The sequence below is a fragment of the Enterobacter sp. 168J2 genome (assembly GCF_034107265.1).
Classification (GTDB): Bacteria; Pseudomonadota; Gammaproteobacteria; order Enterobacterales; family Enterobacteriaceae; genus Enterobacter; species Enterobacter nematophilus.
In genome coordinates this window covers 55,604-70,121 of record NZ_JAWNEB010000007.1, presented here as the reverse complement: position 1 = coordinate 70,121, position 14,518 = coordinate 55,604, and the positions used below count along the sequence as shown (strand labels likewise).

Annotated in this window: 13 protein-coding genes; 4 read left to right on the top strand and 9 right to left on the bottom strand. The window is 57.5% G+C overall.

Annotation, left to right across the window (positions count from 1 at the left end; translation table 11 throughout):
- Window positions 1–49: 49 nt before the first annotated feature.
- The 3 genes from gntT to gntX form a co-directional block, all read right to left on the bottom strand.
- Window positions 50–1,366 carry a gluconate transporter gene (gene gntT / locus USG84_RS17835; RefSeq protein WP_151412432.1) on the bottom strand — a complete coding sequence of 439 codons (1,317 nt, stop codon included), beginning with the start codon at window positions 1,364–1,366 and terminating at the stop codon, window positions 50–52.
- Window positions 1,367–1,673: 307 nt separating this feature from the next.
- Window positions 1,674–2,249 (bottom strand): Fe-S biogenesis protein NfuA, encoded by a 576-nt coding sequence (gene nfuA / locus USG84_RS17830; protein ID WP_003861601.1) that lies wholly within the window; start codon window positions 2,247–2,249, stop codon window positions 1,674–1,676.
- Between the two features lie 61 nt (window positions 2,250–2,310).
- Window positions 2,311–2,994 carry a DNA utilization protein GntX gene (gene gntX, locus USG84_RS17825; RefSeq protein WP_253543390.1) on the bottom strand — a complete coding sequence of 228 codons (684 nt, stop codon included), beginning with the start codon at window positions 2,992–2,994 and terminating at the stop codon, window positions 2,311–2,313.
- Window positions 2,995–3,030: 36 nt separating this feature from the next.
- On the opposite strand from gntX, the gene bioH reads away from it, so the two are divergent.
- Both bioH and USG84_RS17815 read left to right on the top strand, forming a co-directional pair.
- Complete coding sequence (gene bioH / locus USG84_RS17820; protein WP_061096860.1) at window positions 3,031–3,804, top strand: pimeloyl-ACP methyl ester esterase BioH; 774 nt, start codon at window positions 3,031–3,033, stop codon at window positions 3,802–3,804.
- A 112-nt stretch (window positions 3,805–3,916) separates the two neighbouring features.
- The gene (locus USG84_RS17815; protein WP_061096861.1) at window positions 3,917–4,186 is read left to right on the top strand and encodes a YdgH/BhsA/McbA-like domain containing protein; all 270 of its coding nucleotides are present in this window, start codon (window positions 3,917–3,919) and stop codon (window positions 4,184–4,186) included.
- Between the two features lie 33 nt (window positions 4,187–4,219).
- On the opposite strand, the gene feoC is transcribed toward USG84_RS17815, so the two are convergent.
- From feoC to greB, 5 genes are all read right to left on the bottom strand, one after another.
- Complete coding sequence (feoC, locus tag USG84_RS17810; RefSeq protein WP_151412433.1) at window positions 4,220–4,456, bottom strand: [Fe-S]-dependent transcriptional repressor FeoC; 237 nt, start codon at window positions 4,454–4,456, stop codon at window positions 4,220–4,222.
- Window positions 4,457–4,467: 11 nt separating this feature from the next.
- A complete protein-coding gene (gene feoB, locus USG84_RS17805; protein ID WP_253543389.1) occupies window positions 4,468–6,786 on the bottom strand; it encodes a Fe(2+) transporter permease subunit FeoB in 2,319 nt (772 codons plus the stop codon).
- 30 nt (window positions 6,787–6,816) lie between these two features.
- Window positions 6,817–7,044: a ferrous iron transporter A gene (feoA, locus tag USG84_RS17800; protein ID WP_006177893.1), complete on the bottom strand. Its 228-nt coding sequence runs from the start codon at window positions 7,042–7,044 to the stop codon at window positions 6,817–6,819.
- A gap of 336 nt (window positions 7,045–7,380) precedes the next feature.
- Window positions 7,381–9,711 carry a Tex family protein gene (locus USG84_RS17795; RefSeq protein WP_253543388.1) on the bottom strand — a complete coding sequence of 777 codons (2,331 nt, stop codon included), beginning with the start codon at window positions 9,709–9,711 and terminating at the stop codon, window positions 7,381–7,383.
- Window positions 9,712–9,797: 86 nt separating this feature from the next.
- Window positions 9,798–10,271 (bottom strand): transcription elongation factor GreB, encoded by a 474-nt coding sequence (gene greB, locus USG84_RS17790; RefSeq protein ID WP_014885539.1) that lies wholly within the window; start codon window positions 10,269–10,271, stop codon window positions 9,798–9,800.
- Between the two features lie 229 nt (window positions 10,272–10,500).
- On the opposite strand from greB, the gene ompR reads away from it, so the two are divergent.
- Both ompR and envZ read left to right on the top strand, forming a co-directional pair.
- Window positions 10,501–11,220, top strand: coding sequence for a two-component system response regulator OmpR (ompR, locus tag USG84_RS17785; RefSeq protein ID WP_001157751.1), 720 nt, complete (start codon window positions 10,501–10,503; stop codon window positions 11,218–11,220).
- A complete protein-coding gene (envZ, locus tag USG84_RS17780; protein ID WP_045259360.1) occupies window positions 11,217–12,563 on the top strand; it encodes a two-component system sensor histidine kinase EnvZ in 1,347 nt (448 codons plus the stop codon). Before ompR ends, envZ begins: the two co-directional genes overlap by 4 nt.
- Window positions 12,564–12,661: 98 nt before the next feature.
- Here envZ and pckA read toward each other — a convergent pair whose 3' ends face one another.
- A complete protein-coding gene (gene pckA / locus USG84_RS17775; protein WP_045259359.1) occupies window positions 12,662–14,281 on the bottom strand; it encodes a phosphoenolpyruvate carboxykinase (ATP) in 1,620 nt (539 codons plus the stop codon).
- Window positions 14,282–14,518: the final 237 nt, after the last annotated feature.

Genomic DNA, 14,518 nt, shown 5'->3' with positions numbered 1-14,518 from the left:
ATGGATCGAGTAGGTCGGGTAAGGCGTAGCCGCCACCCGACTTAATGCATCAGATTGCCATATTCAGCAGCAGACACCCTACCAGGCCGCAGACCGAAATAATGGTTTCCAGCATCGACCAGGACTTGATGGTCTCACCGATAGTCAGGTTAAAGTACTCCTTGAACAGCCAGAAGCCCGGATCGTTCACGTGAGAGAAAATCACGCTGCCGGAACCTACCGCAATGACCATCAGCTCAGGGCTGACGCCCGTGGTGGCAATCAGCGGCGCAACGATACCGCCCGCGGTGATTGCCGCAACGGTTGCAGACCCCAGCGCGATACGCAGCACGGCAGCAATAGACCACGCCATCAGGATTGGAGAGATGTTGGTTTCGTGCATCATGGAAGCGATGTATTTGTCCACGCCGCTGTCGACCAGCACCTGCTTGAACGCACCGCCACCGCCGATAATCAGCAGCATCATGGCAATGATTTTGATGGACGAGGTCAGCGTGTCGTTGATCTGATCCATTGAGCGACCGCGGTTAAGACCAAAGGTGAACATCGCGATCAGCACCGCAATCAGCGTTGCCATCACCGGGTCGCCGAGGAATTCGGCAACGGCCAGGAACGCGTGGCCTTTCGGCAGGATCATCTCCGCCACGGCGCGCATCGCCATCAGGATCACCGGTACCAGTGAGGTCCAGACGCTGACGCCAAAGCCCGGCATCTCTTCTTCGGTGAAGGTTTTGGCGCTGTACAGACCTTCCGGGATAGGCTTATCAATGCCTTTCAGGAAGCGGGCATACACCGGGCCTGCCAGAATCACGGTCGGGATCGCCAGAATCGTACCGAACAGCAGGGTTTTACCCATATCGGCGTGGAAGATGGTGGCGATGGCGGTTGGACCCGGGTGCGGCGGCAGGAAGCCGTGGGTCACGGACAGCGCCGCAGCCATTGGCACACCCACGAACAGCAGCGGGATGTTGGCCGCGGCGGCGATGGTGAACACCAGCGGCAGCATCAGCACGAAGCCCACTTCATAGAACAGCGCGAAACCGACGGTAAAACCGGTTAACACCACCGCCCACTGGATGTTCTTCTTACCAAATTTTTCGATAAGCGTGGTGGCAATACGCTGCGCGCCCCCGCAGTCCGCCAGCATTTTACCGAGCATGGCGCCGAAGCCCATGATCAGCGCCAGGCTGCCGAGCGTGCCGCCGACACCGGCTTTGATAGAGCTGATAACTTTAACCAGCGGCATCCCCTGCATCAGACCGACTGCAAGTGCCACCAGAACCAGAGCGATAAATCCGTTCATTTTGAAACGGATCATCAAGAGCAGTAATAACACAACACCGATAGCAACGATGACTAATGGCATGATTTACCTGGCCTTTGAATTGTTATGGGTAACGTCATTGTTTCAACGACAAATTCCGATTGTCCCAACTGGGAACAGAGTGGTTAACGGCACTCATACTGATGCCTGCGAAACAGTTAAGTTTAGTCGGCTGTTATAAGGGTGTTGAGTGCCCACGAGAATGATACGGGTAACATATCGTGGTTGAGAATCACCCAGCGAGGCAAAATTTGAATTATGAGACGCAGGTCAACATATCGAGGTGGGAAGGCAAGGGAGTCACGCCCGGTACGCGTAGCGCTACCGGGCAATACGGGCGGGGACTGAATTAGTAGTAAGAGTGCTCGCCGCGCTGGTGCTCTGTCAGGTCGCGCACGCCTTTCAGTTCCGGGAATTCGTTCAGCAGCTGCTTCTCGATCCCTTCTTTCAGGGTCACGTCGACCATGGAGCAACCGTTACAGCCGCCGCCGAACTGCAGGATCGCCAGGCCGTCTTCCGTGATTTCCATCAGGGAAACGCGACCGCCGTGGCCAGCCAGCTGTGGGTTGATCTGGGACTGCAGCAGATACTCAACGCGCTCCATCAGCGGGGCATCGTCAGAGACTTTACGCATTTTGGCGTTTGGCGCTTTCAGGGTCAGCTGAGAACCCAGCTGGTCGGTGACGAAGTCGATCTCCGCATCTTCAAGATACGGCGCGCTCAGTTCATCGACATAAGCGGTGAGCTGTTCAAATTTAAGGGCAGTGTCAGTTGCTTCCACAGCATCCGGAGGACAATAAGAGACACCACATTCTGCATTCGGAGTGCCTGGATTGATCACAAACACGCGGATCTGCGTCCCTTCTTCCTGATTTGCCAGCAGTTTGGCAAAGTGCGCTTGTGCAGAATCGGAAATACGGATCATAGCTTTGGCCTAATAGTTGACTAAATTACCTGGGTATAATCATACGCCCATTGAAGAAGGGCTACAAGGTACGGCACAGACACCATACCTGAACCGACGCGGCGCCGCTTTGCAAAAGCAGTCGGGAAAGTTCAGCAACGGTACTGCCTGTGGTGACGACGTCATCCACGATGGCGATATGGAGGCCGTGGACCGGCAATTCAAGGCGAAAGGCGTTTTTCAGGTTTCTTTTGCGAAGCCGGGCGTTGAGCTGGTGCTGGATGGCGGTGGCATGCACGCGGGTAAGCGCGCTGGCATCGTAGCGAAAGCCCAGCCACCGGGCGAGCGGGCGGCAGAGCAGGTCGCTTTGATTATAGCCGCGCCGCCAGTGCCGGCGTCGGTATAGGGGGACATTCACCACCATGTCGATTTTCGGCAGAGCGCGGGTTCGTCGCGCCTGTAAAACGGCCAGCAAAAGCAGGCGGGCAAGGGGCTGCGCCAGCGAACTCTGGCCGGAAAACTTCAGGGCGTGAATAAGCCCGCTCAGCGGCGGAACATAATCATCCACGGCCACCAGCGCGCTCCACGGCGGGGATTTTTTCAGGCAGCGGCCGCAGGGCAAATCGCGGTTCGCCGCCGGTAAACCACATTGCGGGCAGGTTGTGATACGTCTTTCCAGCGAGCGCGTGCAGACGGAACAGACGCCCCACGCGCTGAGGGCAAGCGGCATTTTGCATAGCCAGCACAAGCCAGGCACTGTTAGCATGTGCAACCTCCATGTGAAAAAAGAGAACAGTAACTGATGAAGACGCTGTGGTGGCAGACCGTAGGGACAGGAAATTGCCATCTTGTGCTGCTGCACGGATGGGGCCTGAATGCGGAAGTGTGGCATTGCATAAGCGAGGAACTTGCCTCGCAATTTACGTTACATCTGGTCGATCTGCCGGGCTACGGCCGCAGCCGCGGCTTTGGCGCGATGTCGCTTGATGAGATGGCGCAGCAGGTTGTAGACGCCGCGCCGCAAAATGCCATCTGGCTGGGCTGGAGCCTGGGCGGGCTGGTGGCAAGCCAGATTGCGCTCTCCTGGCCCGAGCGCGTTAGGGCGCTGGTCACCGTGGCCTCGTCGCCATGCTTTAGCGCGCAAGAGGCGTGGCCCGGCATCAAACCTGACGTGCTGGCGGGCTTCCAGCAGCAGCTGAGCGACGATTTCCAGCGGACCGTCGAGCGATTCCTCGCCTTGCAGACGATGGGCACCGAAACCGCGCGCCAGGATGCAAGAGCGCTGAAGCAGGTGGTACTTTCCCTGCCGATGCCGGACGTTGAGGTGCTTAACGGGGGGCTTGAGATCCTGAAAACGGTTGATCTGCGCGAGCCGCTGGCCGGGCTGAGCATGCCGCACCTGCGCATCTATGGCTATCTCGACGGGCTGGTGCCGCGCAAGGTGGTTCCGCTTCTGGATTCCCTCTGGCCGGACAGCGAATCACAGGTGATTGCCAAAGCCGCGCATGCGCCGTTTATCTCTCATCCGACGGAATTTTGTTCAGCGCTGGTTGCGTTAAGTCAACGTTTAGACTGATTATTTTCTATCCTGCCTGGAAAAAGTTACACACCGCAACCATACTCCAGATGTCGTTGCGGTTGTTCTGCCTACGATAATCAAAAACAACAATCCTATGGAGAGTCAGGCTATGAAACTTGTTACAGGTATTGTCACTTCTCTGGTTATTGGGTCACTGTCATTTGGCGTTTTTGCGGCAAAAGAGCTGGAAAAAGATAAAGTTGCCGGCATGAATCTGACGAAAGTTGGTGAGATTTCTACGTCTGACACCACCGCGCCGATGGACGCAAAAAAAGAGCTGTCGAAGAAAGCGGATGAGCTGGGCGGCACCTACTACGTCATCACCAGCGCTGAAAAACAGACCAAAAACGTACGCGCTACCGCGGACGTCTATAAGTAATACGATAAAGCCGGGCAGCAATGCCCGGCTTTGTTAGCGCAGTGCCCACCACTCCCTGAGGCAGGTCTTTCCTTCCGGGCAGCTTTTACAACTGCCGGAGAGGCAACCCTCCGCTTCTTCCTGAATCCGCACGGCTTTACCCATCGCTTCCAGGCGCTCCAGCATAGCATCGATCATCGGCTGCGGCGTATGCAGGCTGAGGCTGAGCTGTTTTGCCTCCATCCGCCCCTGAAGCGCCAGCAGGTCACGAACCTGAATCAACGATGCCATCTGTTTTCCCCTTAGTGACAGTCGCCAGCCGGGCTGTTGCAGCAGGTGGTTGGGGTTTTACGCGTTGCCAGCAGGTTGATATCAACGCGGCTCCGCGCCCGGCGCAGCAGGCCAATCACAATCACGTTAAACAGCACGACCGCCAGGATGCTGACCAGGCTGTAGCGCGGGTGCTGGCTGAAGTTAACGGTCTGATAAAACAGCGTCGCCAGAGAGTAGGCGATATTCAGCCCCCACAGGATGGAGAAGCCCATCCAGCCGCGGCTGGACTCGCGGGCAATCGCCCCCATCACCGAGATGCACGGAATATAGAGCAGAACGAAGATGAGGTAGCTGTAGGCCGCAGACGCGCTGCCAAACTTCTCGCCCATCACGCCCATGGCACCGGTCGCCATTTCGCCGTCGCCTTTGCTGGCCTCAATCGGGTTCGCCAGCACGCTCAGGCTGAAGGTGTCTTTCAGGCTCTGCCAGGTTTCCTCAAGGGCACCCAGCAGTTCGTCACCGAGGTGAAACTCCGCCGGGTTAAATTCCTGCTCCTGGATGTTCTCTGCGGTGTAGAGCGTGTTCAGGGTCCCGACGACCACCTCTTTCGCCATCGCACCGGTGAACAGGCCCACGGTTGCCTGCCAGTTATCCTCCTGCACGCCAATCGGTTTGAAGACCGGCGTGATGACGCGGCTGACGGAGGCGAGGGCAGAGTCGTTGATGTTATCTGCCGCCTGACCGGTGAGGGTGAAGCTGTTCAGCGCGCTCAGGAAAATACTGACAATAACAATCACCTTACCGGCGCGCAGCACGAAGCCTTTCAGGCGCTGCCAGGTCTGGATCGCCAGGCTTTTCAGATGCGGGACGTGATAGACCGGAAGCTCCATTACAAACGGTGACGCTTCACCGCGCATGATGGTGTGCTTGAGCATTAATCCGGTCAGGATCGCCATCACGATACCCAGCACGTACAGCGAGAAGACCGCCAGCGCGCCCTGCTGGCCAAAGAAGGCCGCCGCGAAGACGGCAAAGATTGCCAGACGCGCGCCGCAGGACATAAACGGCGCCATCATGATGGTCATCAGACGTTCACGCGGTGCATCCAGGGTGCGCGCGCCCATTACCGACGGCACGTTACAGCCGAAGCCGACGATCAGCGGGACGAAGGATTTACCCGGCAGGCCCAGCGCCTGCATCAGGCGGTCCATCACGAAGGCGGCGCGCGCCATGTAGCCGGAATCTTCCAGGAACGAGAGGAACAGATACATCATGCCGATCTGCGGCACCAGCGGCAGCACGGTGTTGATACCGCCGCCGATCCCCTGGGCGAGGAAGATGGTCAGCCATTCCGGGAAGTGCAGGGTGTAACCTACCCACTGAATACCGTGTACGAAGACCGCGACGGAACCGGCGTCAAAAATCGGCTGCAGCGCGCCGCCGATGTTAATCGCGAGAAGGAACATCACGTACATCACCAGCAGGAAGATGGGTAAACCGAGGAAGCGGTTGAGCACAATTTTATCCACCGCCGCCGTAAAGCGGCTGGGCTCTGCGGTAAGCGCGTTGCTGACCACGTCGCAAATTGACGCAATGGCCTGATAACGCGCATCGGCGATGTGCAGCGCCGGGTCGTCGAGCTCGTCGCTGAGACGGGCGAGGGCCACGTCCAGCTTATCCGCCGCATGTCCGGCATAGGCGCGGCTGTAGATATCCCCTTCCAGCATCTGCAGGCCGAGCCAGAGACGCTGTTTCGCAGGCATATTTTTGTCCATCTCCTGCGCCAGCAGATCGGCTTCGCGCAGCAGCGGCTGGGCGTAGTGCACCAGCTCAACGTCGCGGTTTCCCGCGTGGCGGTCAATCGCCAGCTTCAGGGCGTCGATACCGCGAGCGCGGGTCGAGACCAGCGGAACCACCGGACAGCCCAGGCGCGCGGAGAGCGCATCGACGTCGATGCGCAGCTTTTGTTTTTCCGCAATGTCGAGCATGTTAAGCGCCACGATGCAGGGGATCCCCAGCTCAAGCAGCTGCAGCGTCAGGTAAAGGTTTCGCTCGAGGTTAGAGGCGTCGACCACGTTGATCAGCAGATCCGCGTCGCCGCCAAGAATATAGTGGCAGGCAATTTGCTCGTCGAGCGACGTCTGGGATGAAATCGTGGTTAAGGAATAGGTGCCGGGAAGGTCAACCAGGGTGACCTGATTGTCCGTTGTCGTGAACTGTCCTTCTTTACGTTCAACCGTTACGCCTGCCCAATTTCCCACGCGCTGGCGCGCGCCGGTTAACTGATTAAATAAGGTTGTCTTGCCGGAATTAGGATTGCCAATTAAGCCAATAGTTAATTTTTTCATTGTATTAGACCCACCGAAACCGCTGGCTTGTTAACGGGATAAAGATTCAACTTCAATTAATGCGAGGTCTTTTTTGCGCAGAACCAGATTCACGCGCCGGGTTTCGATATGAACAGGATCGCCCAACGGCGCCACACGCACGACCTGGAATGATGAGCCGGGCAGCATGCCTAGTGACAGCAGCTTCTGCCGATAGGCCGGGCTAATTTCGCGGGTAAAACCGGTAATTTTCCATGCACTGTCTGGAGTGAATTGCATAATGCCTGATTCCACGAGAGGTTAAATAATCTACACTGCGATGATAATGAGAATAGTTTTTATCAGCAATAATAAAAATGTGACGGGATGTTGTTAATCGTATTAATTTGCGGTCTGATTGACCTTGCTCAATATTTGCAGAATTACCCGGGAAGGAATAAAAAACGTATTTGTTAATGGAGTGATAAATAGCGGTTTAAATATGGGTGTGCAATCGGTTTCATATATTTCGGGATGATTTTATTCCGCTCACCCCGGCCCTCTCCCCAAAGGGGCGAGGGTGTTCAAGTTCCCTCTCCCCTGTGGGGAGAGGGTTAGGGTGAGGGGGTTGTTGCCTTAGCGTTTCTTACCCATCGCCGCCGCCAGCGCGTCCATCATCGCGCTGTTGCCCGCAGGCTGGGCGTCACGCCCGCGCGGTTTTGCGGCTTTCGCGGCCGGACGCTGCTGCTCGCGGCCTCCGCCATTGCCGCCACGGCGCGCGTTGGTGTCGCCCGGCTGCTCGTCCAGACGCATGGTCAGGGCAATACGCTTGCGCTGCAGATCCACTTCCAGCACCTTCACCTTCACGATGTCGCCCGCTTTGACCACGGTGTGCGGGTCTTCAACGAACTTGTCGGCAAGGGAAGAGATATGCACCAGACCGTCCTGATGCACGCCGATATCCACAAACGCGCCGAAGTTGGTGACGTTGGTCACCGCGCCTTCCAGCACCATGCCCGGCAGGAGATCGTTCATGGTCTCGATGCCGTCAGCAAAGGTCGCCGTTTTGAACTCAGGACGCGGATCGCGGCCCGGTTTTTCCAGCTCTTTGATGATATCGGTGACGGTAGGCACGCCGAATTTGTCGTCGGTGAAGTCCACCGCTTTCAGGTTGCGCAGGGCGCCGCTGTCGCCCATCAGGTCTTTAAGCGCCTGCTGAGTCGCGGCCAGGATGCGCTCAACAACCGGGTACGCTTCCGGGTGAACGGTAGAGGCATCCAGCGGGTTATCGCCGTGGTTGATGCGCAGGAAGCCCGCGCACTGCTCAAAGGCTTTTGGCCCCAGGCGACTTACCTTCAGCAGCTGCTGACGGTTCTGGAACTGGCCGTTCTCATCGCGCCAGGCCACGATGTTTTGCGCCATCATGCGGGTTAAGCCCGCCACGCGGGTCAGCAGGGGAACGGAAGCGGTGTTCAGATCCACGCCGACGGCGTTTACGCAGTCTTCCACTACCGCGTCCAGCTTGCGCGCCAGCTGCGTCTGGCTCACGTCGTGCTGGTACTGGCCCACGCCGATGGATTTCGGGTCGATCTTCACGAGTTCGGCCAGCGGATCCTGCAGGCGACGGGCGATGGAGACCGCACCGCGCAGGGAAACGTCCAGGTCAGGGAACTCCTGCGCCGCCAGCTCAGAGGCGGAGTAGACCGATGCGCCCGCTTCGCTGACGATCACTTTCTGTGCCGTCACTTTCGGGAACTGCTTCTGCACGTCGAGGTAGAAACGCTCGGTTTCGCGTGATGCGGTGCCGTTACCGATGGCAACCAGCTCCACGTTGTACTTCTCGCACAGCGCCGCCACCACGACGGCGGCTTTCGCTGCCTGCCCGGTATGCGGGTAAATGGTGTCGGTGGCGACCAGCTTGCCGGTGCCGTCAACCACAGCGACCTTGACGCCGGTACGCAGGCCCGGATCGAGACCCATGGTGGCGCGCAGGCCCGCAGGGGCAGCCATCAGCAGGTCGTGCAGGTTACGGGCGAAGACGTTGATCGCTTCATCTTCGGCGCGCTCGCGCACGGTGCCCATCAGCTCGGTTTCCAGGTGCATCAGCACCTTGATGCGCCAGGTCCAGCTCACCACGCCTTTGCGCCAGCTGTCCGCCGGGGCGTTGTTCAGGCGCAGGCCGAGATGGTCGATGATAATCTGCTCGCAGTGGCTCTCTTTCGGCGGCTCGTCAAACTGCGGGTCGGCGTTCAGGGAGAGCTGGAGCACGCCTTCGTTGCGCCCGCGGAACATCGCCAGCGCGCGGTGAGAAGGAGTGGTTGAAATCGGTTCGTGGTGATCGAAGTAGTCGCGGAACTTCGCGCCTTCTTCCTCTTTGCCCGCGACGACGGTAGAGACGATGTGGGCGTTCTTCCACAGATAATCACGCACTTTGGCCAGCAGGGCGGCGTCTTCCGCGAAGCGTTCCATCAGAATGTAGCGCGCGCCGTCCAGAGCAGCCTTGGTGTCCGCGACGCCTTTGTCGGCGTCGATAAATTTGGCCGCTTCGGTTTCCGGGTCGTGAGAAGGCTCGTTCCACAGCAGGTCTGCCAGCGGCTCAAGGCCCGCTTCAATCGCAATCTGCCCGCGGGTGCGGCGCTTCGGTTTGTACGGCAGATAGAGATCTTCGAGTTCGGTTTTGCTCAGGGTGCCGTTAATGGCGCTTTCCAGTTCGCCGGTCAGCTTGCCCTGTTCGCCGATGGATTTAAGGATCGCCTGACGACGTTCTTCCAGCTCGCGCAGATAGCCCAGACGGGTCTCCAGGTTACGCAGCTGCGTGTCATCCAGACCGCCTGTGACTTCCTTACGATAACGTGCAATAAACGGCACGGTGTTCCCTTCATCAAGCAGGCGAACGGCAGCTTCTACCTGTTCGGCTCTGGCCTGAAGTTCACCCGCAATAATGCAGCAGAGCGAATCTTTCATCATGGCTTTATCATCTTGTGGGTCAAAAATCAGGGGATAGTTATACGGGCTGACACGGCAAAATGCCAGCCGGGGAGGGCGCTCTCGGACTATTTTACGTAGACGATCTCATTAACGTACCAGCTGGCTTCACCCGCTGGGGTCTGAACGACGGCCAGGTCACCCACTTCCTTTTTCAGCAGCGCGCGGGCCATCGGGGAGTCGATGGAGATGTAATCTTTACGACCAAAAATTTCATCGTAGCCGACAATGCGAAAACGCAGGGTGTCACCGTCGTCGTTTTCAATCTCCACCCACGCGCCGAAGAACACTTTGCCCTCCTGCTGCGGGGAGTAATCGACAATTTTCAGATTCTCAAGACATTTGGTCAGGTAGCGTACCCGGCGGTCAATTTCGCGCAGGCGCTTTTTATTGTACTGGTAGTCCGCGTTCTCGCTGCGATCGCCCAGGCTGGCCGCCCAGGTCACCTTTTTGGTCACCTCAGGACGTTCTTCGCGCCACAGGTAATCCATCTCTTTTTTGAGCTTCTCGTACCCTTCGCGGGTGATCAGGGGCGTTTTCATGATGCAGCCTTTAATGCCGGTTAACTGTCTTTGCGCACAATACGTAGCGCACAGTGTAACAGACAAGATTAATAATGATTTATGTGATGAAATGAACAGATAAGCTGCTGTTAAATATGCTTTGTAACAATTTCGACTAGAATTTATACCAGAATTAACTGGTCGAATACGTGCACTTTTTTAGAATACGCTGTTACAAAGACTATCCGAACCTTTGGGAGTACACACAATGCAAGAGAACTACAAAATTCTGGTCGTGGATGACGACATGCGCCTGCGCGCGCTGCTTGAGCGTTATCTGACCGAGCAGGGCTTCCAGGTTCGTAGCGTCGCGAACGCTGAGCAGATGGACCGTCTGCTGACCCGCGAATCTTTCCACCTGATGGTTCTCGACCTGATGCTGCCGGGTGAAGACGGGCTTTCTATCTGCCGCCGTCTGCGCAGCCAGAGCAACCCGATGCCAATCATTATGGTGACGGCGAAGGGTGAAGAGGTTGACCGTATTGTGGGCCTCGAAATCGGCGCGGATGACTACATTCCAAAACCGTTTAACCCGCGCGAGCTGCTGGCGCGTATTCGCGCCGTGCTGCGCCGTCAGGCGAACGAGCTGCCGGGCGCGCCGTCTCAGGAAGAAGCGGTGATTGCCTTCGGCAAGTTCAAGCTGAACCTCGGCACGCGCGAGATGTTCCGTGAAGATGAGCCAATGCCGCTCACCAGCGGCGAGTTTGCCGTACTGAAAGCGCTGGTCAGCCACCCGCGCGAGCCGCTTTCCCGCGATAAGCTGATGAACCTGGCGCGCGGTCGCGAATACTCCGCAATGGAACGCTCCATCGACGTGCAGATCTCCCGCCTGCGCCGCATGGTAGAAGAAGATCCGGCGCATCCTCGTTATATTCAGACCGTGTGGGGTCTGGGCTACGTATTTGTCCCGGACGGCTCTAAAGCATGAGGCGAATGCGCTTCTCGCCGCGAAGCTCATTTGCCCGCACCCTGCTGCTGATCGTCACCCTGCTGTTCGTCAGCCTGGTGACGACCTACCTGGTGGTGCTGAACTTTGCGATCCTGCCGAGCCTCCAGCAGTTTAATAAGGTCCTGGCCTACGAAGTGCGTATGCTGATGACCGATAAGCTGCAGCTGGAGGACGGTACGCAGCTGGTTGTTCCCCCGGCATTTCGCCGTGAAATCTACCGTGAACTGGGCATTTCGCTCTACTCGAATGAGGCAGCGGAAGACGCAGGCCTGCGCTGGGCGCAGCACTATGAATTCCTCAGCCAGCAGATGGCGCAGCAGCTGGGTGGCCCAACGGAAGTGCGCGTTGAGGTTAACAAAAGCTCGCCCGTCGTCTGGCTGAAAACCTGGCTGTCACCCAACATCTGGGTGCGCGTTCCGCTGACTGAAATCCATCAGGGCGATTTCTCACCGCTGTTCCGCTACACGCTGGCTATTATGCTGCTGGCGATAGGCGGCGCGTGGCTGTTTATCCGTATCCAGAACCGACCGCTGGTCGACCTGGAGCACGCGGCGCTGCAGGTCGGTAAAGGCATTATTCCTCCTCCACTGCGCGAATATGGTGCCTCGGAAGTGCGTTCAGTAACGCGAGCGTTTAACCATATGGCGGCAGGCGTGAAGCAGCTGGCGGACGACCGTACGCTGCTGATGGCAGGCGTCAGTCATGACCTTCGCACCCCGCTAACGCGTATTCGTCTGGCGACGGAGATGATGGGTGAAGAGGACGGTTATCTCGCCGAGTCCATTAACAAGGACATCGAAGAGTGTAACGCGATCATCGAGCAGTTCATCGACTACCTGCGCACCGGCCAGGAGATGCCGATGGAAATGGCCGATCTGAACGCGGTGCTGGGCGAAGTGGTGGCCGCAGAAAGTGGTTATGAGCGTGAAATTGATACTGACCTTCAGGACGGTGAAATTCAGGTTCGTATGCACCCGCTCTCCATCAAACGTGCCGTCGCCAATATGGTGGTCAACGCGGCGCGCTACGGTAACGGCTGGATTAAGGTCAGCAGCGGGTCTGAACTCAACCGCGCCTGGTTCCAGGTGGAAGACGACGGTCCGGGCATTAAGCCCGAGCAGCGTAAGCATCTGTTCCAGCCGTTTGTGCGCGGCGATAGCGCGCGCAGCACCAGCGGTACGGGCTTAGGCCTGGCGATTGTGCAGCGTATTGTGGATAACCATAACGGATTGCTGGAGATCGGTACCAGCGAGCGGGGCGGGTTGAGCATTCGCGCCTGGCTACCGGTGCCGGTGACGCGGGGGCAGGTGAAAGAGAGTTAAAAAAAGGGTGCGGCCTGATGCCATCACCCCGGTCCTCTCCCACGGGGAGAGGGAGAAAACATTAAAAAAGGCAACTTTCGTTGCCTTTTTGCTTTTACCTACAGCTTCGGTCCCGCACTCACCAGCGCTTCACCTGCCGGGGTATCGGTATACTTCTCGAAGTTCTCAATGAACAGCTTCGCCAGCGATTCCGCCTTCTCGCGCCACTGCTCCGGCGATCCGTAGGTATTGCGCGGGTCGAGGATACGCGTGTCCACGCCCGGCAGTTCCGTCGGAATGGCCAGATCAAACATCGGCAGCGTGAAGGTTTCGGCGTTATCCAGTGAACCATCCAGAATGGCGTCGATAATGGCGCGGGTATCTTTGATAGAGATACGCTTGCCGGTGCCGTTCCAGCCGGTATTCACCAGGTAGGCCTGCGCGCCTGATGCCTGCATGCGTTTCACCAGCACCTCTGCGTACTGCGTCGGGTGCAGCGACAGGAATGCCGCACCGAAGCAGGCGGAGAAGGTTGGGGTTGGCTCCGTGACGCCACGCTCGGTACCCGCCAGCTTGGCGGTAAAGCCTGAGAGGAAGTGGTACTGCGTCTGGCTGGCGGTCAGGCGGGAAACCGGTGGCAGCACGCCGAACGCATCCGCCGTCAGGAAAATCACCTTCGTGGCATGGCCCGCTTTTGACACCGGCTTCACGATATTGTCGATGTGGTAGATCGGATAAGAGACGCGTGTGTTTTCGGTTTTTGACGCATCGTCGAAGTCGATAGAGCCGTCGGCACGTACGGTGACGTTTTCCAGCAGCGCGTCGCGGCGGATCGCGTGGAAGATATCCGGCTCGGCCTCTTCAGACAGGCGAATGGTCTTCGCGTAGCAGCCGCCTTCGAAGTTAAACACGCCGTCATCGTCCCAGCCGTGTTCGTCATCGCCAATCAGACGGCGTTTTGGATCGGTGGAGAGCGTGGTTTTCCCGGTGCCGGAAAGACCGAAGAATACCGCCACGTCGCCTTTCTCGCCGACGTTCGCCGAGCAGTGCATGGAGGCAATACCGCGCAGCGGCAGCAGGTAGTTCATCACCGAGAACATCCCTTTCTTCATTTCGCCGCCGTACCAGGTACCGCCGATCAGCTGAATACGCTCGGTCAGGTTGAAGGCGATGAAGTTTTCGGAGTTCAGACCCTGCTCTTTCCACTGTGGGTTAGTGCATTTCGCACCGTTCATCACGATGAAGTCAGGTGTGAAGTCCTGCAGCTCTTCGTCGGTCGGACGAATAAACATATTCTTAACGAAATGCGCCTGCCAGGCCACTTCGGTAATGAAACGCACGGAAAGGCGGGTGTCGGCGTTAGCGCCGCAGAAAGCGTCGACAATGAACAGACGCTTGCCGGAAAGTTGATGGGTGACGAGCCCTTTCAGATGCTGCCAGGTTTCCGGGGAGAGCGGTTTGTTGTCGTTCTTCCCTTTGCCCTTGTCAGCCCACCACAGCGTATCGCGGGTGGTTTCGTCTCGGACGATATACTTATCTTTCGGCGAACGACCGGTAAAGATACCGGTATCGACGGCGATAGCACCAAGGTTCGTCAACACACCGCGCTCGTATCCTTCCAGTGCTGGATTGAGCTCTTCCTGATACAGCGTATCGTAATCGGGGTTGTAGACGACTTCCTGGACGTCGTGAATACCATAAGCCTTGAGATCTTGCGGGGTTAAACCAGTAACACGCATATCACTGCTCCTTAGCCAATATGTACTGCCTGAAATTGTAGGGTTTTTCTGGGGATGTTAACCGCGACGGGGCTCATAGATTTGTGCATCTGGATAAAACCCTTACTAACGGAAAACGCTGCGACTCCAGTCACAGTGCAGGCGGATTATCGCAGGAATCGCTTTTTGGTTGGGGAAAATGTTCCGAAAAGGTTAAGGGCTGGTGATTTTATCGGAGAGAATGTGAATGTAATCGCA